The organism is Rickettsia rickettsii, assembly GCF_001951015.1.
GTDB lineage: Bacteria > Pseudomonadota > Alphaproteobacteria > Rickettsiales > Rickettsiaceae > Rickettsia > Rickettsia rickettsii.
The window spans coordinates 429,480-451,299 of record NZ_CP018914.1; the positions used below are offsets into that span (position 1 = coordinate 429,480).

The following is a 21,820-nucleotide window of genomic DNA, read 5'->3' on the forward strand; positions in this document are numbered from 1 at the left end:
TGACGAAGCAATCTCGATAGAATTCATGAGATTGCCACGCTCACAAAGTTTCCTCACAATGATGATTTGGAAGTCATGCAACAATGCTAATCAAGTCACGATATGACACTTTAGTTATTAATATGAATTGTATCGCTTTTTAAAGTTTTAAAGTGTTTTTGAATCTCTTCTGCCGTTCCGTAAACTGCAACGGCTCCATCCTGTAATATTAGAATTTTATCAACAACGGATAATACGGATGGTCTATGTGAAATTACAAGAACTGCTATTCCTTTAAGTTTTGCTTGTTTTAAGGCACTTGCAAGGGCAACTTCACCTGCCTCATCTAAATTAGCATTAGGCTCATCTAAAATGATGAGTTTTGGATTACCGTAAAAAGCTCTAGCAAGCCCGATACGCTGTCTTTGACCACCTGATAGATTAGAGCCTGCAGGACCGATATCAGAATCATAACCGTCAGGGAATCTTAATATCATTTCATGAGCTCCGGCTATTTTAGCTGCTTCAATAACTTTTTGCGGATCGGCATCTTCTTCCATTCTAGCTATATTTTGTTTAATACTACCGCTAAAAAGTTCTATTCCTTGAGGAAGATAGCCGACATGTCTACCGAAATCTTCTCTATTCCAACGATAAATTTCAGCACTATCTAAACGTACGGAACCTGATGATTCTTTCCATACCCCGACTATGATTTTAGCTAAAGTTGATTTTCCTGTAGCTGAAGGACCGATAATTGCTAAAACTTCGCCCGGTTGTACTGCAAAACTAACGCCTTTTAAGATATATTTCGGTACGGGAGGTTGCGGTAAATATTGCGGTATAGGGTGAGCATAATAAATATTTTCAACAGTAAGATGACCATCAACGTTCGGAATTGGCATAGTTTCGTCTCTAGAAGAATAAGTGTTAAATAAATTATTAATGTTTTTGTATGATTTAATAGCACCGCTCATACTTTTCCATAAATCAATAGCATTATCGAAAGGAGCAAGAGCTCTACCGACTATGATAGAACTCATAATCATATTACCGGGAGTCATATCTGCACTGTGAGATTTTACAACAATGTAAGCACCGACTCCGGTAACAGCCATTTGCATTATATTACGGATAAACCTTGAAAAGTTAGAAATAACACCGTTACGATAGCTAGCAACCGATTGCTTATCAAGTGCTAATATGTTAAATTTATGCCAATTTTTTGTAACATTCTTCATCATTCCCATTGCTTCAATTGCTTCTGCATTTCTGTTTGCAATATCGGCTTGTGTCATACCTTTTATCGAAAATTCGGTAGCTTCACCAAGTGTTTTATTAGTAGCTGCAGCGTTAAAGAAAGCGGTTGAAACTATTATAATTGCACCAAAAACGGTAATAAGACCGATATATGGATGAATTGAAAAAATAACCGCAATATAGATAAGGCTCCAAGGGGCATCGAATAAAGTATTAATTCCGGTACTTGTTAGGAATGTTTTGACGGCTTGAAAATCACGTAATAATTGGCTAGAACCCATATTTGCTCGTGTTGCAGCTGCAGAAATTGAAGAAGCAAAAATTACAGGAGCTACTGTTCTATCAAGCCATTCTCCTACCTTTATAAGTGTAAAAGAACGAGCAATTTGTAATAATCCGTAAACAAAATAAATATATGCGATTATTATTGATAAAAATAATAATGTTTGTAGATTACCGCTTCCAAGGACTCTATCAAGAACTTGTAGTGAGTAAAGAGGAGTAATTAACATTAGTAAGTTGATTACAAAAGCAAACCAAAAGACTATCCAAAAAGCTGTTCTACATTCGCCTAATGCTATTACTAGTGGGTTTTTTTTATTTAGATTATTATTTTTATTATCCATATTTTATATTATAAATAATTATTAATTAATTCTTCAGCAATTTGAACACTGTTTAAAGCTGCTCCTTTACGTAAGTTATCACATGTGATCCATAGATTTATCGTATTATCTCTACTGACGTCATTTCTAATTCGGGAGACATATACGGCATCTTCGCCTACCACTTCAACGGGTGAGATATACGCAAGGTAATTATTATTAGAAATTGTAACAATTCCATCGGCATCTTGTAATATTTCTTCGACTTCTTTGGCATCAATTTTGTCGTTAAATTCTATGTTAACCGATATAGAATGACCGATAAATACTGGTACTCTAACAGCAGTAACACTAGCTTTAAAGTGATTACCTATAATTTTGTTTAGTTCAGAAGCAATTTTTGCTTCTTCACTTGTATAGCCATCTTTATTTAAATCACCTATATGAGGAAAAAGATTAAATGCAATCTGTTTTGGAAATTTCTTAGGATCATGTTCTCCAAAAACATATTTAGATTTTGTTTGGTCGTAGAGTTCGTCCATTCCTGCTTTACCTGCTCCTGATACTGATTGATAAGTAGATATCACTACTCTTTTAATCTTTATGTCATTATCTAGCGGTTTTAATACTACTGCAAGCGGAATGACGATACAGTTAGGGTTAGCTATGATATTTTTAGTATTAAACTCTTTAAGTGTTGATAAATTAACCTCAGGTACAATTAACGGCACTTGATTATCAACTCTAAAAAGTGAGGATTTGTCGATAACTACACAATTACTAGCAGTAGCTTTTGGTATAAATTCTTTTGATACTTCTGAACCTACACAAAAAAAAGCAATATCGATATCGTCAAAATGTAAACTTTTTAAACTATTAATTTGTAGTATTTTTTCTCCAAAGCTTACTTCTCGCCCTAGAGCGCTATCTGAAGCTATAGCATAAACTTTATTAATGGGGAAATTACGCTCAGCTAGAATATTTAGAGTTTCACGCCCTACATTTCCTGTAGCTCCGATTACTGCAATATTGTATTTTTTAGTCATTATTTATTAATCCGATGAGTTTTTCACCTCCGATAATATGGAAATGGAAATGAAAAATAGTTTGTCCTGATTTCTCGCCTTTATTAGTTATTAAACGATAACCGTCTTTATCTAAACCCGCTTCATTTGCTATATCAGAAAGTTTAGCAAAAAAATGTTTTATTTCGTCTATAGAAGCTTTAGAGATGAAATCGGCATAATCTATATATTCGTTTTTAGGTATAACGATAATATGTACAGGTGCTACGGGTGCTATATCTTTGAATGCTAAAATTTGTTCGTCTTCATAAATTATTTCTGCCGGAAGATTTTTACCTATGATTTTTGCAAAAACATTTTCTTTGTTATACATCATTTTATTCCTGTTAAAAGCTTTATTGTATGGCTTAATTTTCCGTCATTGCGAGTAAAAAATGTAAGTTTTGACTAAGCAATCCAGTAAGAAATGCTAATTTTAGCATTTCTTTAATTTTTTTCTGGATTGCCTTGCAGTGTGCAGTCTACGACTGCTTGCAATGACGATTTAATATTTATGAAACCACGTTGTTGTTAAACAAGCATACTACGTTTTAGAAATTTTAATTCAGCTTCAATTCTAGAGTTGGCAATTATTATATCTTCTAGTCGGTAATTATTTCTTTTTAAATAATTTTCTCTAATATCTGAAGCACAAAAGCCGAAGCCTAATATTAAGACTATCTTAAATATAAACTTTAACTCTTCGATATTAATCGCCGTAACGATTATATTCGCTATTACGGCAATAGTAACAATTAACCACATTTTATGGTATAATGCCCAAAATATACTTAAAAGAGCCGCTATCCATGAAAAGCCTTCTGCAATAACAATAAAATTATTATTTTTTTGTGTGGAGTTAATGTATATTGCGTATATATTCATTATTTAAGTTTAAGCCTTGAAAATTCAAGGGACAATAATTAATTAAATTGGATTAGTCAAGTATACTCGTTTAATTTGGAAAATTGGCTACGTCGTTTTGGTAAGTCCTCGGATGCTCACGTATTAATATACGCTCCGCTCCTCGGCTTACAGACTCCGTGCTCTTTTCCAAATTAAACTTCGTCTATTCGTCTACTTAACAGTAATTCTAATAGTACTTAATTAACAACTTAATATCAATAAATTTTATATTATGTCAGATAATTTATCCTTACACGGTACAACAATACTTTGTTTAAAAAAGAACGAAGAAATAATTATAGCAGCAGATGGACAAGTCTCGCATGGTAATACCGTACTAAAATCTACAGCACGAAAACTTCGGACTATAGCAAATAATAAAATTATTGCCGGTTTTGCGGGTTCTACGGCTGACGGTCTTGCGTTATTTGAAAAGCTTGCAGTAAAGATAGAGCAACATAAGCATAATTTACTTAGAAGTGCAGTTGAGCTTGCAAAAGATTGGCGTAGCGATAAATATTTGAGACGTTTGGAAGCAATGATGATTGTTGCTGATCGTAGTCATATATTAATTTTAACCGGTAACGGTGATGTCGTAGAGCCTGAAAATAATGTTGCAGCAATAGGTTCAGGCGGTTTATTTGCGCTATCTGCCGCTCGCGCTCTAATGTCTTACGAGAATAATTTAACTGCTGAAGAAATTGCTTTAAAATCTATGAATATAGCTGCAGATTTGTGTGTATTTTCTAATCATAATATTATAATGGAAAAAGTTGTATGAAAGCTACTAAAACTACTTATAAAAAAGACCCTATGGGGCTTACCCCTTCTCAAATAGTGAATGAACTGAATAGATTTATCGTAGGTCAAGAAAAGGCCAAAAAAGCTGTTGCTATTGCACTTAGAAATCGTTGTCGTCGTAAAAGAGTAGAAGGTAATTTACGTAATGAAATAGTACCAAAAAATATTTTAATGATTGGTTCAACCGGTGTCGGGAAAACAGAAATAGCACGACGCCTTGCAACGCTGACTAATTCTCCTTTCTATAAAATTGAAGCAACTAAATTTACCGAAGTCGGATATGTAGGGCGTGATGTAGAATCAATAATTCGTGATTTAGTCGAAATAGCCGTTAATACTGAAAAAACTTTAGCAAAAACGAAAGTAGATATTCATGCCCGTGAAAAAGCAATCGAGAGAATATTAGATAGTTTAGTAGGTAAAACTTCTAGTAGTGAGACTAGAGAAAAGTTCAAAGAAAAAATTTTAAACGGCGAACTTGATGATACGGAAATTGAAATTAGCGTAGCTGATACTACACCTGTCGGCGGTGGAAGTTTTGAAATACCGGGTATGCCGGGAGCATCTATGGGCGTTCTTAATCTTGGCGATATGATTGGACGAGCCCTTGGCAGTAGTAAGACTAAAACAAAAAAAATGCTAGTTAAAGATGCTATGGCTATTATTATACCTGAAGAATCAGAAAAATTAATAGACCAAGAAAAAATTATTCAGCAAGCTATAAATTTAGCTGAAAATGATGGTATAGTTTTTATTGATGAAATTGATAAAATAGCTTCAACTGGTAGTTCCAGAGCAAAAAATGCTGAAATAAGTAGAGAGGGAGTGCAAAGAGATTTGCTACCTTTGATAGAGGGCACGACGGTTAATACTAAATATGGACCGGTTAAAACCGATCATATATTATTTATTGCTTCCGGTGCTTTTCATATTGCTAAACCTTCTGATTTATTACCGGAGTTACAAGGAAGGTTACCGATTAGAGTAGAATTAAATTCGCTTACCAAAGATGATATGATTAAAATATTGCTTGAGCCTGAAACTAGTTTAATAAAACAATATTCGGCGTTAATAGGTACTGAAGACGTACGTCTTGAATTTGCTGCTTCTGCTATTGAGAAGATAGCGGATTATGCGATCACCGTTAATTTAGAAGTCGAGGATATAGGGGCTAGAAGGCTGCATACTATACTTGAGAATTTGCTTGAGGATATAAGCTTTGAAGCTAGCGAAATGAAAGGCAAAAAAATAACTATCGATGATAAATTCGTAGAAAATCAATTATCAAAAATAATAACTAATCTCGACTTAGCTAAGTTTGTTCTGTAGTACGTTTTTCAATCAATGGTTAAGGAAGATTGTTATTTTTCATCATTACTAGGCAATTACCTCAGTAATTGACGAAGCAATCTCAGGAGTTTGTTATTATTTCATGAGATTGCCACGCAGCCTATGTCTGCTCGCAATGACGATTTAGTAGTATCCATGCAATAACATCTACAACCTAGCAAAATAGTATTTTAAGAAAAATTTCATGATAAGGCATATAGCAAGTCTAACGTGTTAAAGTAGTGTTATCTTCTATAGGGCTTGCACTACATACTAAAAAGATTTTAATAAATTTAGTTCTGGCAGATTTAGTAAAAGAAGGAAACCACTTCGATCTTGTGATTACTTGTGCGATACTTACCGCAATGAATATGTTATCTGAACTTGAAATTGCAGAATATTTGCTAATAGGAGAGCTATCATTAGACGGTTCAAGCTTACCGGTAAGTGGAGCTTGACCTGCAGCGATTGGGGCTTCTGTTAGAGTTAAAGGTCTTATTTGTTCAAGTAAAAACAGCTCGGAAGTTGCTTGGTCGGGTAAAATGATAATATACTTGTTGTAGGTCATTTAATTGAACTAGTAAATCATTTTAAAGGTTCACAAGTTTTAACTCCTCCGGAAGCTAAGCTACAAGATGAGCCGATAAATTATCCTGATTTTAAAGATATAAAAGGTCAAAAAATTGCTAAACAAGCTTTAGAAATTGCAGCATCAGGTGGCATAACCTTTTAATGTTTGGTCCTCCCGGAAACGGTAAATCAAGACTTGCTGCCTGTCTTCCCAGTATACTAACTAAAATGTCTACAAAAGAAATTTTAGAATGTAGTACGATTACAAGTATTGCAGGAAAATTTTTAGGAAATACTAATCTCACGATCAAATGCTCATATAAAATATCTGGCAAATTTCCAGTTAATAGCAGCTATGAATTCTTGTAAATGCGGTTATTGAGGCGATTCTTATAAAGAATGTATGAAAGCTCCAAAATGTGCTAGCGACTATCAAATGAAAGTATCGGGACCTATTATGGATAGATTTGATTTGCATATAGAAGTATCTAGTATTAATGTTTATAATTATGACTTGATTGTAGATAACTCTGAGGAAGAATCTGAATATATAGCTGCAAGAGTTGAGAAAGGACGTTTAATTCAAGAAAAGAGATATGAGGGCTATAATATTAAAACAAATAACAGATTAGATGGGCAGTTGTTAATAGATTATGCTATGCCTGCGGATGAAGGTAAAGATTTACTGAATGAAGCGGTAAATAAATTTTGTTTATCAATGCGTGCTTATAACCGAATACTTAGAGTAGCACGCATGCTTGCTGATCTTAAGAATGTTGATAAGGTCTTGAAAGTGCATATTGCAGAAGCTTTGAGTTACCGTAAAATGGAATTTAATAATATGTATACAAAGATCCACTTCAAAAAGAGCAAGGAGTCCACAAGGCGAGGAACGCATCGTATACTTAATACGTGAGTACCGAAGCTCTTGTAGGACGACGTAGCATTTTTGAAGTGGATCTTTGTATACTGTCTTCATTTTGTGCAATATATTTAAGATGATTTAAGGATCAAAGATATGAGTACTATAATAAGTTTTGATTACGCTATTAAATATTTATTAAAAGATACAGGGGATTATGAAATAGTCGAGGGATTTATTTCGGCTATTCTTAAAGATGCTGGTTATAGTGCTGTTAAAATGCAATCCCCTTACTAGAAAGTGGCAGTAATAAAGAAAATGATAGCTTAAAATCTAGCGTAGCAGATGTCATTGTGGAAGATGAAGAAGGGCATAAATATATAGTAGAAATAGATAAATCCTATACAAATCTTTTTATGCATAAAGCTTGTTTTAATTCTAGTAGATTAATAGTTGATAGTATTTCTAAGAGTGAGGATTATTCTACTATAAAAAAATATTGCATATTAATTTATTGTATTTTCCTTTTGATAATATGAAAGCACCTTTATATCACGGTAAGACTATTTTTAGAGAAGTTGATAAAAAACACCCTATGAAATTTTCTTTGGGAGATATGAGAGGTAAAATATTTGATTTATATAATGTATTTCCAGAATATGTTGTAATATCAGTATCATTATTTAATGATGTTATAAGAGATGAATTGGATGAATGGCTATATGTAGTAAAACATTCTGAAGTTAAGAAAGATTTTAAATCACCATATATGAAGAAAGTAGCAAAACGTCTTGATATACTGAAGATGACTCCTAAAGAGCAAATAATTTATCATGCCTATATGAATAGAAGCTATAAAGAGCGTGATTATATAGTTTCTGCTGAAGAAAAAGGTAGAGAACAAGGTATGGCAAAAGGAATAAAGGAGGGGAGGAAAAAAGGTAAACAAGCAGGTATACAAGAAGGTGAAGTTACAAAAAGTATAAAAATAGCAACAAAGATGTTAATGAAAAAAAACTCGATAGAAAAAATACATGAGATTACTGAAGTATCTATAAAAGAAATAGAGCGATTACAAACAGAAATTGAGAACCTTAAAAAATAACTATCTTTAATGACAAAAATTTACTTTATAGCTGGTGAGGTGTCAGGAGACTTTGTAGGTGGTCGTATAATGCAGCATTTAAAAAACAATACAGGAGTACAACTCAATTCACCTGTATTAAGTTTTGTGAATGACGCTGTACAGTTTGTTGGTGTTGGCGGCAAATATATGGAGGAAGCCGGTAGCTTTAAAAGCTTATTTCCTATTACTTCCATAAATTTAGTGGGTTTTGTAGAAATTTTGCCTCATATTTTTAAGCTTAAAAAATTAATTGATAAAACTGTGGAGGATATAATAAATAGTAAAGCTGATTTATTAATTACCATAGATTCACCAGGGTTTACTTATCGTGTGGCAAAGCGAGTAAGGAAACTTTTACCAAAGCTGAAAATGATTCATATAGTTGCACCGTCAGTTTGGGCATATAAAGAGGGTAGGGCAGTAAAATACGCTAAAATTTATGATTGTTTATTTGCTTTACTACCGTTTGAACCTCCGTATTTTACTAAAGTCGGTCTTGATTGTAGATATATAGGTCATCCGATTATGGAGCAAGAGTTTTATAGTGATAAAATAGCTTTACGTGAAGAGTTTAAAATAGATGAGAATGAGAGAGTTTTGTGTGTTACTCTTGGTAGTAGAAAGGGTGAGATTCTAAGGCATTTATCGGTTTTTATTTCTTCTATTGAAGAAATATTCGAGAGTTGTAATAATCTTAAAGTTATATTTACTCTTGCAAATCCTGCTCATGAGGCAATAATAAAACCGTTTCTAGAAGATGTTAAGTTTAATTATTTATTTTCAAGTGAGAGACTTAAAACTTATGCTGTTGCGGATGTAGCTTTAGCAAAATCCGGTACTAATACTTTAGAGATAGCAGCTTCCGGTACTCCTATGATTGTGGCTTATAAAGTTAATATTATAAGCTTTTTTATTATCAGGCTATTGATAAAAATAAAATATGTTACGTTGATAAATATTATAGCCGATAAAGAAATAATTCCGGAATTTATCCAATTTAATTGCCGAGCTAATCTTATTAGTAATAAGCTTCAAGAGTTATTATTTAATTCTAAGAAAGTTTATGAGCAGGTAATAGAAAGCCAAAAAATTTTGCAGCAATTAGGATTTAAATCAAACCGATTACAGCTAAATTCAGAAAGTTTTAGACACGATGAATTTAAAGGCAAGCTAGCTAGGTGTACAAAAGTACTTGGACACAGGCTTAGCTTGGAAAATTCGCTTGTATCAAGTGATCGAGATGATGCTGTACCTTCTTATATAGCTGCAGAAATTATTAAACAGGAGTTCTTAGAACCTAAAATAAAGTTGTTAAAAGAGAAAGATTAGTACTTGAAACCGATGGCCCACAACATTTTCTGAATTATAATAAACATTAATATTAATATAATAACAAAATATATTTCCATGTTTTTTCTTATAGTATGAATTTGTTTCATTAAAATTTTTAAATCATTGGCAATTTTTTTGTATTCCTCATTGTTATCAGAACGCATTGTTGTCAAGAAACCGGATAAGTTTCCTAACTTATTTTGTAAAGCTTTTAACCTTTCAGTCTGTTCTTCGTGTTTTAGATCGGTATTGTGATCTTGTATCATAATATATAATGTCCATTATAAGATCAGTATTAACGCCGGTATAGTAATATGCACTATGAATAAAGATGTATATTTTTTGTTTGTAATAAAAATGCTAACTTTTCATTTTACAGGAGTATACTATTGTTATAGTAAATTGGTTTGCGTTATTAATTTGTTGCTCATTAGTTATCTCATTTTAATTACCAAATATTAAAACTATTGATTGATTTAGCACAAACTATATAATTTAAATTTAGCAAAAAGTAAATTTTACTATATGTTATTTCAAATGTCAAGAAAAAAAACCACATTTCATGGTCATTATTTTGTCAATATTTCTAAGCCTTATAAAAATAATAGTTATTATGTTAAACAACCTATTAAAAACTAAACTTTTTTTAGTTATAGTATCTCTAACTATATTTATTACTTTGCTAAATTTTAGTATATTTTATGTTTTTGTGCCGGGTGATCTTACTCAAAATAAAACGATAATTATTGAACCTAAATTATCCGTAAATCAAATAGTTACAAAACTTTATTCTAATGCAGTAATCAAATATCCAAGAATTTTTAAGGTAATTGCTAAAATTTATTCTATAAAAAGACCTCTTAAAAGTGGTGAATATGTGTTTACTCGTAATATATCGCCTCTGCAAACTTTAAGAATATTAGCAAGCGGTAAATCTATAATACACAAGATAATTGTCCCGGAAGGTACAGTAGTTAGTGAGGTTATAAAGAAAATTAATGAAGAAAGTCGATTACTTGGAGAAATAAAAGGGATAATACCTGAAGGTTTTTTAATGCCTTCCACGTATTTTTTTTCTTACGGTGATCAAAAAGAGCAGATAATTGATCACATGAGAAATTTAATGTCTGCTAATTTAGATAAAGTAATGCAAAATCTTGCACCGGATTCTCCATTAAAAACTAGACTTGAGGTATTAACGCTAGCTTCGATAATTGAAAAAGAAGCCGGCTCAAATGCAGAAAAGCCTATTATAGCAGCAGTATTCATTAATCGTTTAAAGAAAAATATGAAGCTACAAGCCGATTCGACTACTATATATGCTTTGACTGAAGGAAAATTTAAATTAGCAAGAGCTTTAACAAAAAAAGATTTATTGCAAGAACTACCCTATAATACTTATTATATAAAAGGTTTACCACCCGGTCCGATTTCTTGTCCGTCGTTAAAATCTTTAGAAGCAGTGGTAAAATCTGCTAAAACGGATGCATTATTTTTTGTAGTTGACGGTAAAGGCGGGCATAATTTTTCTAACAATCTTAATGATCATAATAGATTTGTTGAAACTTATCGAAAAAGTTTGATTAAAGTACCTGAGCCGGCCATTGATCCTGAAAAACCATCTACTCGATGAACTTCAAAATTGGCTACGTCGTCTTATAAGAGCTGTGGTGCTCATGTATTAAGTATACGCTCCGCTCCTTGCCTTATAGACTCCTTACTCTTTTTGAAGTTGATTTGCGTATATTTTTATCTACTTAAGGGATGTTATAATGAATAATAGTGAATTTAGTAAAATAGCCGAGACAACAATTGCATATATAGCAGAAAAGATAGAAGAGCAGGATAAAGAAGCAAGTATAGATGTAGATTTACAAGGCGATATATTAAACCTTGATACTGATAAAGGGGTATATGTAATAAATAAACAAAGTGCCGCCAAAGAAATTTGGTTGTCGTCGCCGGTTAGCGGTCCTTATCATTTTTTTTATGAACAAGGCAAATGGACAAATAGAGCAGGGCTTGAATTAATGGCTATTTTAACTGAAGAACTTAATATTAAATTTGATACTCGCCCCACTTGAAAAATTAGCAACAATGTCTTTGTAAGACCTCAGATGCTGAACGTTTAATATACGCTCCGCTCCTCAGCTGACAGACCGATTACTCTTTTCCAAGTTAAACTTCGTATCACTACTCTTCATTTTACTTCGGAGTATATATGAAAGATTTTGAAACTGCCGATAGTGCCGAAAAAGTTTATGATTTAATAATAAAAAATGCTCCTACTCGTGCATCTATATTCATTGATGTTGACGATACGCTTATAACTCCTAAATCAAAAACTTTTAAGCAGCCGCCTTATAATCAAATAATTGATAGAATTAAGGAAATGACAATTATGAGGAAATTATAAGTAATTGGCGTTTGCAGCGAAAAGTAATATTAATTGATGAAGAGTGGGTAGAAGTTATAAACAAGCTCAAGGAAAAGTTTTCGGTTTATGGTCTTATACAAATGAATACGGGAGCATTTGGCAATATTCCTTCTATGCAAGATTGGCTATATAAAGAACTAAAAGAGCTGGGTATCGAATTTTCAGATAATAAAAAATTAGCAATTTATAATTCAGGACAAAAGGATGATGCTATTTTTTATAAAGGTATATTTATAACCGGTAATCACTCAAAAAGTGGTACTTTATCAAAATTTTCTGAAGAGCTAAATGCTAGTTTATTGTATTTGTTGATGATCGTGCGAAGCATATTGAAGATGTAGGAGATTATTGTAAAAAGAATAAAATAGGTTTTTTAGATATTTTATTTGACGGGCTTAAAAATTTAACAGGCGAACCTGATCCTACACTTGCCGAATTTTAAGAATCATATTTAATAGAAAACGCTAAATGGCTTGAAGACATAGAAGCTTATGGGCTAATGGTTAGGAAGTAATAATTAAATAGAATACATGCATAAATAGATATCGTCATTGCGAGTAGCAGTAGGCTGCGTGGCAATCCATAAAAAATAATAAAAATTCTGTAAATCAGAATTCTAATTTCAAATCTAGTATCCGCAAATACTTATAGGCAGATACATTACAAAATAACACCTTTGTCTAATACGTCTGTTTCAGCTATCAAAGTTGAGACGGAAATAATCGGCAATATGAGTGGTGAGGTTGTTTTAGATTTACCCTATGTATGGGCAAATGCCTACATATTACAAGCAAATCAAAAATGTTAAGCTAGAATATCCTATTGGAAAATTACAGTTTAGAAATCAAGACTCGAATAAAGCTATTTTAAATACGGGAAAAATCAAGATTATTTGTTTAAGCTACGCAATATATCAAAAAACCGGTAATCCTTGTGATATCCACGAAGCAATAATTAGACAAAATTTAATTTATTCACCGGGTTATGGGCTTTTTGCTACTCCCGGTGATCTAAATGGAAATGATATAGTAGCGTTTAACATTGAATGGAATAATATTCCTGATAGTTGGGAAATAATATCAGATTATAGTCTTGGTAAAAGCGTGAAATTTAAAGCTATGCCGATTGAATTATATAGTGCAGTTTATGCAGCGCGTGATTTACGTGTTTACAAAATTGTCGATCAAAAAAATCCTGTATATCTTTCGTTACATGGTCAATTTGATTTTAAAGATTAAGAAATAGCTGCTTATATAAATAAAATTATCAAGGGACAAAGAACATTTTTCCATGATAATGATTTTGCCTTATTATCTACTAAGCTTAATCGAGGGGAATCAACCTAGACATATAGCCAGAACGGGCTTAACTCATAGTTTTACTGCATTTATTCCTCAAGGTTTGGGCAAACAGGATTATATAAACGTGACTTGCTCATGAACATCTACATAATTGGACAGGAAAGAAAATACGTAATAACTTAGAACGATTAAATTATTGGTGGAGTGAAGGATTTACCGATTATTATAGTAGGGTTTTAGCCTTACGTTCTAGTGTTATAATAACGCTTGAGGAATTTGTAGAAGAATTTAATAAATTCTTTGAGAATTATTATTTATCACCTGTTATAAATGAACCTAATAATGTAATCGCAACAGATTATTGGCAAGATTATGCAGTAAGATTGCCATATTATAGTGGATTTGTTTTGGCACTTTATTTGGACAATTTCATTAAAGAGAATAATAAGAGTAAATCGCTGGATAATGTTATGCTTGATTTATTTAAAACCTCAAAAGAACAAGAATGTTCAAGCGATTATTTTAAAACAATAGTTAAAATTATGTTCTAAAGGGCATAGATAAAGAGATAAACGAATATATAGAACAAGGTAAAACTATAGATTTAGCTAATGTTGCTAAAGTGCTGTCGATCGAGAAAATAACAATGTGGGCATATGATCGTGGTTTTGATAGAGATGCTTTAATAAATAATTATACAATAAAAGATATTGACGAAAATAGTAACGCTTATAAATCTGGACTTAGAAACAGGGACATAGTTATAAAATATGATTTTCCTAAATGGGGTTCTCCTGATCAGAGAGTTACAAGCAACACAATTAAAGGCGAGTTTCAATTTAGACCTGAAAGTGCTAATAAAAAAGATATATACATTGACACAACAACATTTAAGTTCTCATTGCGTCACGATTTAATTTTAAGGGGAAAAATCATGACAAAAAACTATACGGGGCCACAAATAAATAGCGGAAACGTCAATTACAATAATAATGATTGTAAAAACTTCACAAAAAACATCTAGTTACTTTGACAGTGCTACAATTCATTTTCAAAATGCTACCAAAGCTGTGACAGATTTCACAATGTTATGCTACCTTAGCAACGGAACATGCTATTAATGTGATAGAAAACGGTGCAAAAACTGTATGTTCCGTTCAGGGTTGTGTTTCTGATGTGAACAACTCTAATTATTCTGTTGTATCTACATTTGCTCAAGCAACTGTAGCAAGCCTTGCAACTTTTGCTTATTACAATCCTCCGGTTCTTATCGGTGCTTTTACATTAGGAGCAATTTTAATTTCGCCGTCCGAATAAAAACTTGTTTTTATATGTGTATTTTATCAAATATACAATTTTTGTACCAATAAGATTATTTTTACTGGATCCCCGCTTTCGCGGGAATGACCTCGAGAGTCACGCACTAGTTAAACGCTTTATTATCTCTTCTCTATCAATCAAAGGTAAAACGCTTGCGATTTCTGGTCCTGATTCTCTGGCGGTTAAAGCAAGGCGAAGAGGTAAAAATAACTCCTTACCTTTCCTGCCTGTTATATTTGTTATTTCTTTAGTCCAAATGCTCCAGCTATCTTTAGTGATTTCACCTTTCGGTAATAATTCTGCTGCTTGCTTTAAATATTCCTTATCTAAATTTAGATTTTCTACATTCGGAGTTTGATGGCAAATTTCCCACCAATCTTTTACATCACGTAATTTTTGCAAGTTAGGGCTTACCGATAACCAAAAATTTTCATCAATATACTCGGCATCTATTTCTTTAAGGCGTTCTTTTACTGTATCAAAATCTAAACTTATAAGTAATTTATGATTTAATCTTTCTAAATCTTCCGGCTGATAGATAGTTGGACTTTTAGAGAAACTACTTATCTCAAATTGATTTGCTAGCTTCTCCATTGATTTATAAGGTAAGATTTGTGCTGATGAACCAAGTAAACTAAAAAAGCTAGCGATTGCCATAGCTTCGATTCCGATTTCTTTTCTAAGAGTTGCGATCTCAAACCCTCCAACTCTTTTAGAAATTTTCTCATCTTTATTGATTATTAAACTTAAATGCCCAAAAGTCGGAGGAGTAGTATTTAAAGCCTCAAACATTTGCATTTGAATGGCGGTATTGCTAACGTGATCTTCACCCCTAATAATATGAGTAATATCATAATCAATATCATCAATAACTGAGCATAACATATAGGTCATACTACCGTCTGCTCTTATCACTATTGGGTCGCTTAAAGCCTTGCCGTCATATTTAACTTCGCCTTTGATCATATCATGCCAGCTAATCGGTTCATGATTTACCAAAAATCTATAATGCGGTTTTCTTCCTTGTTCTATATATTTCTTTGCTTGCTCTTCAGTGAGATTTAAGCTAGCTCGATCATAAATCGGTGGTAAACCTTTAGATAATTGAAATTTACGCTTTAATTCTAGCTCTTCAGGAGTCTCATAGCAGGCATATAATCTTTTTTTGTCTAGTAATAGATTTTTGATTGCATCATATCTACTTAAACGACTTAATTGATTAAATGTCTGATCCCAATTAATATTTAAAAATTTTAGATCTTCCTCGATAGCGTCTTTATATTCCTGTTTACTACGCTCTAAATCCGTATCGTCAAATCTTAAAATAAACTGTCCGTTATGCTTCTTTGCATATAGCCAGTTAAGCAATGCTGCCCTGATATTCCCGACATGTAACATACCGGTCGGTGACGGAGCAAATCGTGTTATAACTTTTGTCATAAATAAGTAATTTTATTAATTGTCATCCTGTGGCTTGACCACGGGATCTTGTATCACAGCCTGTATCCTGAGACCCCGTGATCAAGTCACGGGATGACACTAAACCATTTACGCCTGTTTCTTCTCTAATTTCGCTTTATTCTCTTCAATTAGCTTCATCGCATCATCTAAGCTTAAATTTAGAAAATCATATTTTTTTTGTACCGAAATAAATTTACCCATATATTTTATGTAAGGACCGAATTTACCGTATCCTATAATAATTTCCTCGTCGCTATCTTTATGAATACCTATTTTTAGCGGTAAGCTTAGAAGCTTTAATGCTATATCAAGTGTAATATCATTTTGGTTCAAGCTAGCAGGCACTGGGCTACGTTTCGGCTTTACTTTGCCTTCTTGTTTGCCAAGTTGAATATAAGGTCCGTAAGGTCCTTTTTTCAGATATATTTCTACTCCGTCTTTATCCGTACCTAAAACTTTATTCTCATTAGGCATAGCGGCAGGCTCGCCTTCATTCTCGTTGTTATCGTTACCGCTAACAATAGATTTTCTAAAAGTACATTCAGGGTAATTACTACATGCTAAAAACGCTCCGAACTTACCAAGCTTTAAGCTAAGCTTGCCCGTGTGACATGAAGGACAAATTTTAGATTCTTTATTCTCACCGAACAGGTGATAATCAAGGGCTTTTTGTACATAGCTAATAATCTCGGTTATTTTCTGCTCGTTTACTGATTCAATATTATGGTTAAAACCGCTCCAAAAATTGTTTAAAGCGGCTTTCCATTCAAGTTTGCCGGCTGCTATTGCGTCTAATTCGTTTTCAAGTCCTGCAGTAAAATCATATTCAACGTATTTTTTGAAGAAACCGACTAAAAATACCGTTACCAAACGTCCAAGCTCTTCAGGTATAAATCGTTTTTTCTCAAGAGCAACATATTTTCGATCTTGTAAAACCGATAAAATACTAGCATAGGTCGAAGGACGACCGATGCCAAGCTCTTCAAGTTTTTTCACTAAACTTGCTTCTGAATATCTTGGAGGCGGTTCGGTAAAATGTTGATTTGGAATAACTGCTTTAGTTTTCAGCGGCTCTTGTTCTTTTAAAGGCGGCAGCATTTTATTTTCTTCTTCAGCTTCATCGTCCATACTTTCACGATAAACCTTATAAAATCCGTCAAAGGCTATAGTCGATCCGTTTGCTTTTGCTAAATATTCTTTATTTTCCGAAGCTAAATTTGCAACTACCAAATCCATTATAACATTTTCCATTTGGCAGGCTATAGTTCTTTTCCAAATCAACTCATAAAGCTTATAATAATCCTTGTCTAGCTTTTCTTTTAAGCTATCAGGAGTATAAGTAATATTTGTGGGTCTTATTGCTTCATGAGCTTCTTGAGCATTTTTTACTTTTGATTTATAAATTCTAGGGCTAGTCGGTAAATATTTATCGCCGTAACTTTTATCGATTAACTTACGTATATCTGCTATTGCATCATTTGATAATGTAACGCCGTCGGTTCTCATATAAGTAATAAGCCCTATAGTTTCCTTACCTATATCAACACCCTCATAAAGTTTTTGTGCTATTTGCATAGTCTTTTTAGCACTAAAACCTAATTTTCTTGCTGCTTCTTGTTGTAGTGATGAAGTAATAAAAGGAGGTTGTGGTTGACGTTTTTGTTGTTTTTTTTCTATCTTATCAACATGAAATTTTTGAGATTTTAATTTTTTGGTTAAATCTTTGGCGTTTTTTTCGTTAATAATTGAGAATTTTTCTAACTTCTGATCGTTTACTTGAGTCAATTTAGCAGTAAATAGTTCGTTATTACTATTTTGCATTTTAAGGCTAATATCCCAATATTCTTCTGACTTAAAACGCTCTATTTCATCTTCTCGCTCACATATTAATCGCAGAGCCACAGACTGCACACGTCCTGCCGATTTACATCCCGGTAACTTACGCCATAAAAGAGGTGAAAGGGTAAAGCCGACTAAATAGTCTAAAGCTCTTCTTGCTTGTTGGGCATTTACTAAGTTAGTATCAAGTTTCCTAGGGTTTTCAACGGCATGAATAATTGCTTTTTTAGTGATTTCGTTAAATGCTACCCTTTTGAAAAAATCATCGGATTTAACTTGATTTTTTTCTTTTATTACCTCTGCAACATGCCATGAGATAGATTCACCCTCACGATCAGGATCGGTTGCAAGATATACTGCATCAGCTTTTGTAGCATCTTTAACTATGGCATCTACATATTTACCGGCTTTATCGGAAATATCATATTTCATTGCAAAATTTTCATCAGGTAATACCGAGCCTTTTTTAGAAGGTAAATCTCTAATATGACCGAATGATGCAATGACCTTAAACTCATCACCTAAATATTTATTTATCGTTTTTGCCTTTGCCGGCGATTCTACTATTACTAATTTCATCTACTTATTATAAACTAATGATATTTTATTACCGGCGTGACGCATTACTGTCCCGGCGAGTTCTAATTCTAATATTACCGTATATATGATAGGAAGCGGTAATTCTATTGCTTTTTGTAAATATTCCAAGTCTATTATGGGTACTGCCGATAATAATTCCAATATAGCAAGCAGTACGCTCCTTTTGTGACGGTTCTTTAATATATCTCGTATTTACTGTTCCTAGCTCAACAAAATCCTTAAATAATCCATCATCTTTTTTCATAAATTCTTCATATTGCGGTAAATTAGCTACAATATCGTCTACTGATTCCACTAAATATGCTCCCTCTCTAATCAATTTATTTGTACCTTGACATTTTGGATCTAAAGGAAAGCCGGGAACAGCAAATATTGCCCTATTGTGTTCAAGTGCAAATTTTGCAGTTATTAATGAACCGGATTTTAAGCTTGCTTCTACTACCACTACTCCTAAGGCTAGTCCCGATATTATCCTGTTACGCTGTGGAAAATGTTTTCCAAGCGGGGTAAAGCTGATAGGTAACTCATAATATTAAACCTTCTTCTGCTAAATTTTCAAATAGTTGTTTATTTTCCGGTGGATATATATGATCAATACTGCCTGCAATAACTCCGATAGTTTGAGAAATTGCAGCTTGATGTACGCTGCTATCTATTCCTCGTGCTAACCCTGAAACGGTCATATAACCTTCTTTTACTAAATCATTTGCAATTTTATGCGCAAAGCTTCTTCCGTTTGCAGCAGCGTTTTTGTACCTACTATTGCAACGCATTTATATAGTATGATTTAATAACTCTATATTATTATAGCTTAATATTAGCAGTGGATCATAAATTTCAAGATCATAAATTTCAAGTAATAATTTTGATATTCCGGAGATTTATATGTGATGATCTTAGCATTGTCTTTTTCGCTAAGCTCTAACTCGTTTTCAGCATTGCTTTTACTGAAAAATTTAATTGGTTTTGACTTTCCGCCTCGCAATGAAAAATCCGGAACGTTATCTATGGCATTTGTTACATCACCAAATCATTTAATTAAACTAAAGAAAGTTTTAGGACCGATATTTCACTCCTAATAAGACGTAAAATATTAATTGTTTCAATCAATATTATAAGATATTTTAGGAGCAGAAAATAATTCTTTTAACATTATTTAGGGTGATTGGATATTGCGTTAGTGCTGTATGTCATTCCTGCCTAGGCGGGAATCCAGTCAAGCATACAAAATTTGTGTTTTTATATGTTTATTTTGTTAAATATGTAATTGTTTATCAATGTTAAGGTTATTTTTTGCTGGATTCCCGCTTGCGCGGGATATGACATCGAACCATGCAACAACACTAGACAAGCCACGGTAGGATAGTTTTCCACTTTAATAACACAGTAGTAATATATTACAGCTTCTCTGCATGTGAGCTTAAATAATGTGCTATACCTTCATGTGATGGGGTAATTGCTTCCTCACCTTTATGCCAGCCGGCAGGACAAACTTCGCCGTGCTTTTGATGATGAGTTAAAGCATCGATTACTTTTAATGTATAATTAATATCACGACCGATAGGTAAGTCGTTAACTAGCATGTGACGTACTATGAAATCCTTATCGATTAAAAAAGTTCCACGCAAAGCAACACCGTCTTCATTAAGTACATTATATTTTGAAGAAATATCCTTTTTTATATCGGAAACCATTGGGAATTGTACTTGTCCAAGCCCGCCTTTATTATGCGGAGTATTTTTCCAAGCTAAATGGCTAAAATGCGAATCAACACTAACAGCTACTACTTTAGTACGTCTTTCGGTAAATTCACCAAGCTTATTGTGAAATGCTATAATTTCCGATGGACAAACAAAAGTAAAATCTAGGGGATAAAAAAATAACACTATATTATCCCCTGCAGCATAATTGCTAAGTTTAAACTTATCGTCTATATTATTATTAGGCATAATAGCTTTAGCTGTAAAATCCGGAGCAGTTTTGCCGACAAATACTGACATATTCATAACCTTTTATTAATTAATAATCTGATATGATATATAAAACTAATTATTATTACAATAATAAATCGTTATAAATTGCTACTTATCTATTTTCGTTCCCGAAGAAGAAGCTTTTAATTGGTTAAATATAGTTAATGCTTCGGTTATAAAACTACTCGGTTCTGAAAGATTTGCGGGTAAAATTACGGTGTTGGTATCTTTAGCCAAATTACTGAACGCACTAATATATTGCTCGGCTATTTTAAGAGCTACTGCATCACTTCCTCCCGTTTTTTGTATGGCAGTTGCGACAATCTCAATACTATTTGCCGTAGCGGTAGCGACTAAGCCTATTGCTTCAGCTTCACCTTTTGCCCTGTTAACTTGATCTGTATACGAAGCTTCTGAATTCAGTACGATTTGTGCTTTTTCACCTTCTGCATGGTTAATTTTTGCTTGTCTATTACCTTCCGACTCTAGAATTTGAGCTCTTTTTTGACGCTCTGCCGCTACCTGCAATTCCATAGCTTTAAGTATAGTTTGCGGAGGTTGAATATCTTTAATTTCATAACGCATACATTGTATGCCCCAATTTATAGCAGCCTGATTAATAGCTGCTACAATTGCTACGTTTAAAGTTTCGCGCTCTTCAAAAGTTCTATCTAAAGGGAGTTTACCGATTTCCGAACGCATAGTAGTTTGAGCAAGCTGTGTTATGGCATAGTAAGGATTATTAACACCATAAGATGCTGCCATTGGATCAATGATCTTAACATATAAAACACCGTCTATAGATAATGTTACGTTATCGTTTGAAATAGCTGTTTGAGCGGTAACGTCTATTGCTTCTTCTTTTAAAGTATGTTTGTATGCTACTCTCTGAATAACAGGGATGAGTAAATTTAAGCCAGGCTGCAGTACCTTATCGAATTTTCCCAGTTTTTCTACTACCCATGCTTGTTGTTGCGGTACAACTTTAACCATTTGTATTATAACTAAAATCGCTATAATACTGAAAATTAATAATGCATATTCCATAATTCAAT

Annotated in this window: 30 protein-coding genes and 2 pseudogenes; 18 read left to right on the forward strand and 14 right to left on the reverse strand. The window is 33.0% G+C overall.

Annotation, left to right across the window (positions count from 1 at the left end):
• Positions 1 to 110: 110 nt before the first annotated feature.
• The 5 genes from BTU51_RS02450 to BTU51_RS02470 all read right to left on the reverse strand — a co-directional run bounded on the left by BTU51_RS02450 (position 111) and on the right by BTU51_RS02470 (position 3,965).
• Positions 111 to 1,865: a type I secretion system permease/ATPase gene (locus BTU51_RS02450; RefSeq protein ID WP_012150635.1), complete on the reverse strand. Its 1,755-nt coding sequence runs from the start codon at positions 1,863 to 1,865 to the stop codon at positions 111 to 113.
• An 8-nt stretch (positions 1,866 to 1,873) separates the two neighbouring features.
• Positions 1,874 to 2,890 carry an aspartate-semialdehyde dehydrogenase gene (gene asd, locus BTU51_RS02455; protein WP_012150636.1) on the reverse strand — a complete coding sequence of 339 codons (1,017 nt, stop codon included), beginning with the start codon at positions 2,888 to 2,890 and terminating at the stop codon, positions 1,874 to 1,876.
• On the reverse strand, positions 2,883 to 3,242 hold the full coding sequence (locus BTU51_RS02460) for an HIT domain-containing protein (protein WP_012150637.1): 360 nt from the start codon (positions 3,240 to 3,242) through the stop codon (positions 2,883 to 2,885). The genes asd and BTU51_RS02460 overlap by 8 nt, the downstream gene beginning before the upstream one ends.
• 197 nt (positions 3,243 to 3,439) lie before the next feature.
• A complete protein-coding gene (locus BTU51_RS02465; RefSeq protein ID WP_012150638.1) occupies positions 3,440 to 3,793 on the reverse strand; it encodes a DUF2628 domain-containing protein in 354 nt (117 codons plus the stop codon).
• A 70-nt stretch (positions 3,794 to 3,863) separates the two neighbouring features.
• Entirely contained in the window at positions 3,864 to 3,965 is a 102-nt protein-coding gene (locus BTU51_RS02470) for a palindromic element RPE5 domain-containing protein (protein WP_012262316.1), read from the reverse strand.
• Positions 3,966 to 4,046: 81 nt separating this feature from the next.
• Here BTU51_RS02470 and hslV point away from each other — a divergent pair, with 81 nt between their 5' ends.
• Positions 4,047 to 4,595: an ATP-dependent protease subunit HslV gene (hslV, locus tag BTU51_RS02475; protein WP_004996101.1), complete on the forward strand. Its 549-nt coding sequence runs from the start codon at positions 4,047 to 4,049 to the stop codon at positions 4,593 to 4,595.
• Entirely contained in the window at positions 4,592 to 5,944 is a 1,353-nt protein-coding gene (gene hslU, locus BTU51_RS02480) for an ATP-dependent protease ATPase subunit HslU (RefSeq protein ID WP_012150639.1), read from the forward strand. Before hslV ends, hslU begins: the two co-directional genes overlap by 4 nt.
• A 226-nt stretch (positions 5,945 to 6,170) precedes the next feature.
• Here the strand turns inward: hslU and BTU51_RS10240 are convergent, their stop codons facing one another.
• Positions 6,171 to 6,512, reverse strand: coding sequence for a hypothetical protein (locus BTU51_RS10240; protein ID WP_012262317.1), 342 nt, complete (start codon positions 6,510 to 6,512; stop codon positions 6,171 to 6,173).
• Between the two features lie 164 nt (positions 6,513 to 6,676).
• On the opposite strand from BTU51_RS10240, the gene BTU51_RS02495 reads away from it, so the two are divergent.
• The 7 genes and pseudogenes from BTU51_RS02495 to lpxB all read left to right on the forward strand — a co-directional run bounded on the left by BTU51_RS02495 (position 6,677) and on the right by lpxB (position 9,831).
• On the forward strand, positions 6,677 to 6,883 hold the full coding sequence (locus BTU51_RS02495; protein WP_014362322.1) for an ATP-binding protein: 207 nt from the start codon (positions 6,677 to 6,679) through the stop codon (positions 6,881 to 6,883).
• Positions 6,861 to 6,953 (forward strand): annotated as a pseudogene (locus BTU51_RS10245) (ATP-binding protein); the annotation flags it as partial. The gene BTU51_RS02495 and the pseudogene BTU51_RS10245, both read left to right, overlap by 23 nt.
• 18 nt (positions 6,954 to 6,971) lie before the next feature.
• Complete coding sequence (locus BTU51_RS02500; protein WP_230453584.1) at positions 6,972 to 7,430, forward strand: magnesium chelatase subunit ChlI family protein; 459 nt, start codon at positions 6,972 to 6,974, stop codon at positions 7,428 to 7,430.
• Between the two features lie 102 nt (positions 7,431 to 7,532).
• Complete coding sequence (locus BTU51_RS08525; RefSeq protein ID WP_012150640.1) at positions 7,533 to 7,673, forward strand: hypothetical protein; 141 nt, start codon at positions 7,533 to 7,535, stop codon at positions 7,671 to 7,673.
• Positions 7,661 to 7,915, forward strand: a complete 255-nt coding sequence (locus BTU51_RS02505; protein WP_075807906.1) for a PD-(D/E)XK nuclease family transposase — start codon at positions 7,661 to 7,663, stop codon at positions 7,913 to 7,915. Before BTU51_RS08525 ends, BTU51_RS02505 begins: the two co-directional genes overlap by 13 nt.
• Positions 7,891 to 8,481: an RpnC/YadD family protein gene (locus BTU51_RS02510; protein WP_012150642.1), complete on the forward strand. Its 591-nt coding sequence runs from the start codon at positions 7,891 to 7,893 to the stop codon at positions 8,479 to 8,481. Before BTU51_RS02505 ends, BTU51_RS02510 begins: the two co-directional genes overlap by 25 nt.
• A 9-nt stretch (positions 8,482 to 8,490) precedes the next feature.
• Positions 8,491 to 9,831, forward strand: coding sequence for a lipid-A-disaccharide synthase (gene lpxB, locus BTU51_RS02515; RefSeq protein WP_012150643.1), 1,341 nt, complete (start codon positions 8,491 to 8,493; stop codon positions 9,829 to 9,831).
• Here lpxB and BTU51_RS02520 read toward each other — a convergent pair.
• Entirely contained in the window at positions 9,828 to 10,100 is a 273-nt protein-coding gene (locus BTU51_RS02520) for a hypothetical protein (protein ID WP_012150644.1), read from the reverse strand. The genes lpxB and BTU51_RS02520 overlap by 4 nt on opposite strands.
• Positions 10,101 to 10,447: 347 nt before the next feature.
• On the opposite strand from BTU51_RS02520, the gene mltG reads away from it, so the two are divergent.
• The 9 genes from mltG to BTU51_RS02555 all read left to right on the forward strand — a co-directional run bounded on the left by mltG (position 10,448) and on the right by BTU51_RS02555 (position 14,889).
• Positions 10,448 to 11,467, forward strand: coding sequence for an endolytic transglycosylase MltG (gene mltG, locus BTU51_RS02525; RefSeq protein ID WP_012150645.1), 1,020 nt, complete (start codon positions 10,448 to 10,450; stop codon positions 11,465 to 11,467).
• Between the two features lie 139 nt (positions 11,468 to 11,606).
• The gene (gene cyaY / locus BTU51_RS02530) at positions 11,607 to 11,918 is read left to right on the forward strand and encodes an iron donor protein CyaY (RefSeq protein WP_012150646.1); all 312 of its coding nucleotides are present in this window, start codon (positions 11,607 to 11,609) and stop codon (positions 11,916 to 11,918) included.
• Between the two features lie 137 nt (positions 11,919 to 12,055).
• A complete protein-coding gene (locus BTU51_RS09090) occupies positions 12,056 to 12,250 on the forward strand; it encodes a hypothetical protein (protein WP_041472428.1) in 195 nt (64 codons plus the stop codon).
• An 11-nt stretch (positions 12,251 to 12,261) separates the two neighbouring features.
• Entirely contained in the window at positions 12,262 to 12,612 is a 351-nt protein-coding gene (locus BTU51_RS09095) for a hypothetical protein (RefSeq protein WP_041472329.1), read from the forward strand.
• Complete coding sequence (locus BTU51_RS09100; protein ID WP_230453593.1) at positions 12,600 to 12,713, forward strand: hypothetical protein; 114 nt, start codon at positions 12,600 to 12,602, stop codon at positions 12,711 to 12,713. The genes BTU51_RS09095 and BTU51_RS09100 overlap by 13 nt, the downstream gene beginning before the upstream one ends.
• Before the next feature lie 319 nt (positions 12,714 to 13,032).
• Positions 13,033 to 13,509 carry a hypothetical protein gene (locus tag BTU51_RS02545; RefSeq protein WP_012150647.1) on the forward strand — a complete coding sequence of 159 codons (477 nt, stop codon included), beginning with the start codon at positions 13,033 to 13,035 and terminating at the stop codon, positions 13,507 to 13,509.
• A 230-nt stretch (positions 13,510 to 13,739) separates the two neighbouring features.
• On the forward strand, positions 13,740 to 14,123 hold the full coding sequence (locus tag BTU51_RS09105) for a M61 family metallopeptidase (RefSeq protein WP_230453755.1): 384 nt from the start codon (positions 13,740 to 13,742) through the stop codon (positions 14,121 to 14,123).
• 95 nt (positions 14,124 to 14,218) lie between these two features.
• Positions 14,219 to 14,596: a hypothetical protein gene (locus tag BTU51_RS09110; protein ID WP_012150648.1), complete on the forward strand. Its 378-nt coding sequence runs from the start codon at positions 14,219 to 14,221 to the stop codon at positions 14,594 to 14,596.
• A 98-nt stretch (positions 14,597 to 14,694) separates the two neighbouring features.
• Positions 14,695 to 14,889 (forward strand): hypothetical protein, encoded by a 195-nt coding sequence (locus tag BTU51_RS02555; RefSeq protein ID WP_012150649.1) that lies wholly within the window; start codon positions 14,695 to 14,697, stop codon positions 14,887 to 14,889.
• 99 nt (positions 14,890 to 14,988) lie between these two features.
• Here the strand turns inward: BTU51_RS02555 and gltX are convergent, their stop codons facing one another.
• The 7 genes and pseudogenes from gltX to BTU51_RS02590 all read right to left on the reverse strand — a co-directional run bounded on the left by gltX (position 14,989) and on the right by BTU51_RS02590 (position 21,812).
• Positions 14,989 to 16,332 carry a glutamate--tRNA ligase gene (gltX, locus tag BTU51_RS02560; protein WP_012150650.1) on the reverse strand — a complete coding sequence of 448 codons (1,344 nt, stop codon included), beginning with the start codon at positions 16,330 to 16,332 and terminating at the stop codon, positions 14,989 to 14,991.
• A gap of 108 nt (positions 16,333 to 16,440) precedes the next feature.
• On the reverse strand, positions 16,441 to 18,771 hold the full coding sequence (gene topA, locus BTU51_RS02565) for a type I DNA topoisomerase (protein WP_012262322.1): 2,331 nt from the start codon (positions 18,769 to 18,771) through the stop codon (positions 16,441 to 16,443).
• Positions 18,772 to 18,933, reverse strand: a complete 162-nt coding sequence (locus tag BTU51_RS09115; protein ID WP_329517943.1) for a DprA-like winged helix domain-containing protein — start codon at positions 18,931 to 18,933, stop codon at positions 18,772 to 18,774.
• Positions 18,934 to 19,141: 208 nt separating this feature from the next.
• Positions 19,142 to 19,309, reverse strand: a pseudogene (locus BTU51_RS09685) (DNA-processing protein DprA); the annotation flags it as partial.
• Positions 19,310 to 19,316: 7 nt separating this feature from the next.
• Positions 19,317 to 19,565 carry a DNA-processing protein DprA gene (locus BTU51_RS09690; protein ID WP_014362325.1) on the reverse strand — a complete coding sequence of 83 codons (249 nt, stop codon included), beginning with the start codon at positions 19,563 to 19,565 and terminating at the stop codon, positions 19,317 to 19,319.
• Positions 19,566 to 20,189: 624 nt separating this feature from the next.
• Positions 20,190 to 20,792 carry a peroxiredoxin gene (locus BTU51_RS02585; RefSeq protein ID WP_012150652.1) on the reverse strand — a complete coding sequence of 201 codons (603 nt, stop codon included), beginning with the start codon at positions 20,790 to 20,792 and terminating at the stop codon, positions 20,190 to 20,192.
• An 81-nt stretch (positions 20,793 to 20,873) separates the two neighbouring features.
• Entirely contained in the window at positions 20,874 to 21,812 is a 939-nt protein-coding gene (locus tag BTU51_RS02590; protein WP_012150653.1) for an SPFH domain-containing protein, read from the reverse strand.
• Positions 21,813 to 21,820: the final 8 nt, after the last annotated feature.

Coding starts and splice junctions, on each gene's coding strand:
- BTU51_RS02450 (WP_012150635.1), bottom strand. CDS start 1,865: ATGGATAATAAAAATAATAATCTAAATAAAAAAAACCCACTAGTAATA.
- asd (WP_012150636.1), bottom strand. CDS start 2,890: ATGACTAAAAAATACAATATTGCAGTAATCGGAGCTACAGGAAATGTA.
- BTU51_RS02460 (WP_012150637.1), bottom strand. CDS start 3,242: ATGTATAACAAAGAAAATGTTTTTGCAAAAATCATAGGTAAAAATCTT.
- BTU51_RS02465 (WP_012150638.1), bottom strand. CDS start 3,793: ATGAATATATACGCAATATACATTAACTCCACACAAAAAAATAATAAT.
- hslV (WP_004996101.1), top strand. CDS start 4,047: ATGTCAGATAATTTATCCTTACACGGTACAACAATACTTTGTTTAAAA.
- hslU (WP_012150639.1), top strand. CDS start 4,592: ATGAAAGCTACTAAAACTACTTATAAAAAAGACCCTATGGGGCTTACC.
- BTU51_RS10240 (WP_012262317.1), bottom strand. CDS start 6,512: ATGACCTACAACAAGTATATTATCATTTTACCCGACCAAGCAACTTCC.
- BTU51_RS02495 (WP_014362322.1), top strand. CDS start 6,677: ATGTTTGGTCCTCCCGGAAACGGTAAATCAAGACTTGCTGCCTGTCTT.
- BTU51_RS02500 (WP_230453584.1), top strand. CDS start 6,972: ATGGATAGATTTGATTTGCATATAGAAGTATCTAGTATTAATGTTTAT.
- BTU51_RS08525 (WP_012150640.1), top strand. CDS start 7,533: ATGAGTACTATAATAAGTTTTGATTACGCTATTAAATATTTATTAAAA.
- lpxB (WP_012150643.1), top strand. CDS start 8,491: ATGACAAAAATTTACTTTATAGCTGGTGAGGTGTCAGGAGACTTTGTA.
- BTU51_RS02520 (WP_012150644.1), bottom strand. CDS start 10,100: ATGATACAAGATCACAATACCGATCTAAAACACGAAGAACAGACTGAA.
- mltG (WP_012150645.1), top strand. CDS start 10,448: ATGTTAAACAACCTATTAAAAACTAAACTTTTTTTAGTTATAGTATCT.
- cyaY (WP_012150646.1), top strand. CDS start 11,607: ATGAATAATAGTGAATTTAGTAAAATAGCCGAGACAACAATTGCATAT.
- BTU51_RS09090 (WP_041472428.1), top strand. CDS start 12,056: ATGAAAGATTTTGAAACTGCCGATAGTGCCGAAAAAGTTTATGATTTA.
- BTU51_RS02545 (WP_012150647.1), top strand. CDS start 13,033: ATGTATGGGCAAATGCCTACATATTACAAGCAAATCAAAAATGTTAAG.
- BTU51_RS09110 (WP_012150648.1), top strand. CDS start 14,219: ATGTGGGCATATGATCGTGGTTTTGATAGAGATGCTTTAATAAATAAT.
- gltX (WP_012150650.1), bottom strand. CDS start 16,332: ATGACAAAAGTTATAACACGATTTGCTCCGTCACCGACCGGTATGTTA.
- topA (WP_012262322.1), bottom strand. CDS start 18,771: ATGAAATTAGTAATAGTAGAATCGCCGGCAAAGGCAAAAACGATAAAT.
- BTU51_RS09690 (WP_014362325.1), bottom strand. CDS start 19,565: ATGCGTTGCAATAGTAGGTACAAAAACGCTGCTGCAAACGGAAGAAGC.
- BTU51_RS02585 (WP_012150652.1), bottom strand. CDS start 20,792: ATGTCAGTATTTGTCGGCAAAACTGCTCCGGATTTTACAGCTAAAGCT.
- BTU51_RS02590 (WP_012150653.1), bottom strand. CDS start 21,812: ATGGAATATGCATTATTAATTTTCAGTATTATAGCGATTTTAGTTATA.